Source organism: Streptomyces antioxidans (assembly GCF_000968685.2).
Classification (GTDB): domain Bacteria; phylum Actinomycetota; class Actinomycetes; order Streptomycetales; family Streptomycetaceae; genus Streptomyces; species Streptomyces antioxidans.
The window spans coordinates 1-2,309 of the sequence record NZ_LAKD02000169.1 but is presented as its reverse complement, the minus strand read 5'-3'; the positions used below and the strand labels follow the sequence as shown (position 1 = coordinate 2,309).

The 2,309-nt window shown below is 70.7% G+C and carries 1 protein-coding gene; it reads right to left on the bottom strand.

Features of this window, described 5'->3' with window-relative positions:
• Positions 1-2,309, bottom strand: a 2,309-nt coding sequence (locus VT50_RS37180; RefSeq protein WP_143645354.1) for a type I polyketide synthase, incomplete at both ends; no start/stop codon positions are given.

Genomic DNA, 2,309 nt, shown 5'->3' with positions numbered 1-2,309 from the left:
GCCCCGAAATCACACTCGCCGCATTACCCGTACCGACGAAGCCCTCCACGCCTTCCGGAAGTGCGGGCAGCGAGGACGCGTAGTCGTGGTACATCACACCGGCGAACACACCGGTACGGCTGCCCCGTACGGTCGCCGGGTCGATCCCGGCCCGCTCGAACGCCTCCCACGACGTCTCCAGCAACAACCGCTGCTGCGGATCCATGGCAAGCGCCTCACGCGGCGAAATCCCGAAGAACGCCGGGTCGAAGTGGCCCGCCCGGTCGACGAAGCCGCCCTCGCGGGAGTACGAGGTGCCCGGGTGGTCGGGGTCCGGGTGGTAGAGCCCGTCCAGATCCCAGCCACGGTCGGTGGGGAACTCGGAGATCGCGTCCCGACCCTCCACGACCAACCGCCACAAGTCCTCCGGAGTCTCCACCCCGCCCGGATAACGGCAGCCCAACCCCACAATCGCGATCGGCTCATCATCCGCAGCCGACACCACCACCGGACCCGCCACCGCAGCCGCAGCCCCCACGACCTCCGTCCGCAGGAAATCGGCGAGCACCGCAGGCGTCGGATAGTCGAAGACCAGCGTCGCGGGCAACCGCAACTCACTCACCACACCCAGCGCATTCCGCAACTCCACCGCCGTCAGCGAGTCAAAGCCCAGCTCACGGAAGGAGCGATGCGGTTCGACGGTGTCCAGCGAGTCATGGCCGAGTACGGCCGCGACCTGCGTACGGACCAGCTCCAGGAGCGCGTCGAGCTGTTCGCTCTCGCTCAGCCCGGCGAGCCGCCGCGCCAGCGCGCCCGACGCCACCGCGCCCTCCGCCGCACGGCGCGCCGGAACCCGCACCAGCCCACGCAGCAGCGGCGGCACCACACCGGTCGACGCCGCCTCGGCGCGCAGCGCGGCCAGGTCGAGCCGTACGGGCACGAGCAGCGCCTCGTCCGTGCGGTACCCGGCGTCGAACAGCTCCAGGCCCTCGGCGGCCGACAGCGCCACGACACCGCCCCGGCTCATCCGGGACACATCGGCCTCGTCCAGCTCACCGGTCATCGCGCTGGAGTCGGCCCACAGACCCCAGGCCAGTGAGGTGGCGGGCAGGCCCTGGGCGCGGCGGTGCTGGGCGAGGGCGTCCAAGAAGGTGTTGGCCGCCGCGTAGTTGCCCTGCCCCGGGTTGCCGAACACACCGGCGGCGGAGGAGAACAGCACGAACGCCGACAGGTCCAGGTCGCGGGTCAGCTCATGAAGGTTCCACGCCGCGTCCACCTTCGGGCGCAGGACGCGCGTCATGCGCTCAGGGGTGAGCGAACCGATCACACCGTCATCCAGCACACCAGCCGTATGCACGACCGCCGTCAACGGATGCTCAGCGGAGATGGCGGCAAGGGTCACGGCTAGCGCGTCCCGGTCCGCCACATCACATGCCGCCCAATACGCCTCAGCGCCCAACCCGGCCAATTCGGCGATGAGTTCGGCCGCACCCGGCGCCTGGCCGCCACGACGGCTCACCAACAGCAGACGCCGAACGCCACGCTCCACCACGAGATGGCGCGCCAGCAGACCACCCAGCGTGCCGCTCGCACCCGTGACCAGGACCGTGCCCTGGGCATCGACATCGAGCGGCTGCTCGGTGTCCACTGCGGCCCGGGCCAGGCGTGGCGCCCGCAGCACTCCGTCCCGTACGGCCACCTGGGGCTCGGCCGACGCCAGCGCATCCGGCAGCGCCGTCAGCGAATCGGCCGTACCGTCGACATCGACCAGGACGAACCGGCCCGGGTTCTCCGACTGCGCGGAACGCAGCAGACCCCATACGGCGGCACCTGCCAGGTCCGCCACGGGCTCGGCGACCTCGGTAGCCACGGCACCCGACGTCAGCACGGTCAGGCGTGCATCCGCGAATCGCTCATCGGCCAGCCACGCCTGCACCAGCTCCAGGGCCCGGGTCGTGGCGCGGTGCACCGTATCGGTCGGCGAGGAGCCTTCCCCAGCCCCGCCCCTCCCCGAAACCGGAGGCAAGCCCCCGGACCCCAGACCCCCTCCGGGCGTGTCCTCAAACGCCGGACGGGCTTGAATTACCCCACCCGGGCCAGCATGCGGAGCCGCAAAACTCCCGGGCAGGGCGACCACCACATCATCCGGCAACACCGTGACGCCCGACTCGACCGCCACAGCCAACGCATCCAAATCCGCGAAGGTCTCGAACCGCTCCCCCACCGACGCCAAACCCAGACCATCGGACCCCAACAACGCCCAGCGCCCAGCCGCACCCTGAACGGACACCTCGGACCAGTCCAGCCGGTACAGCGACTCCTGACGACCA